Origin of the sequence: Streptomyces sp. SID4985, from assembly GCF_009863025.1 — a bacterium.
Lineage (GTDB): Bacteria > Actinomycetota > Actinomycetes > Streptomycetales > Streptomycetaceae > Streptomyces.
The window spans coordinates 1-477 of the sequence record NZ_WWIR01000060.1 but is presented as its reverse complement, the minus strand read 5'-3'; the positions used below and the strand labels follow the sequence as shown (position 1 = coordinate 477).

At 69.4% G+C, this 477-nt stretch carries 1 rRNA gene and 1 pseudogene; both read right to left on the bottom strand.

Annotation, left to right across the window (positions count from 1 at the left end):
- Positions 1 to 305: pseudogene (locus GTW40_RS02340) on the bottom strand (RNA helicase); the annotation flags it as partial.
- A 95-nt stretch (positions 306 to 400) separates the two neighbouring features.
- Positions 401 to 477: ribosomal RNA gene (rrf, locus tag GTW40_RS02335) — 5S ribosomal RNA — on the bottom strand; the annotation flags it as partial.

The following is a 477-nucleotide window of genomic DNA, read 5'->3' as shown; positions in this document are numbered from 1 at the left end:
CGACGCGGGTACGAGGGACGGTCGCTGCCACGGTCGTCGCGGCGCGGGTACGACGGGCGGTCGCCACCACCGCGGTTGTCGTCACGACGGAAGGACGGACGGTCGCCGCCGCGGTCGCCACGGTTGTCGTCACGGCGGTTGTCGTCGCGCCGGCCGTAGCCGCCGCGGTCGGAACCGCCGCGGTCGCCACGGTCGTTGCCGCTTCGGCCCGGGGCACCGCGGTAGCCGCCGCGTTCGCCGCGGTCACCACTGTCCCGTCGCCGCTGGTCGCGCTCCGGTCGGTCGTCGGGAGAGTTGGTGGCCATCGGATGACTCCTGTCTTCAGGTACAACAAGCATTGTAAAAACAAAAGGACCCCTGGTCCCAGCTGAACGCTGGGACCAGGGGTCCTCCAAAGATTGTTCGGCGGCGTCCTACTCTCCCACAGGGTCCCCCCTGCAGTACCATCGGCGCTGTGAGGCTTAGCTTCCGGGTTCG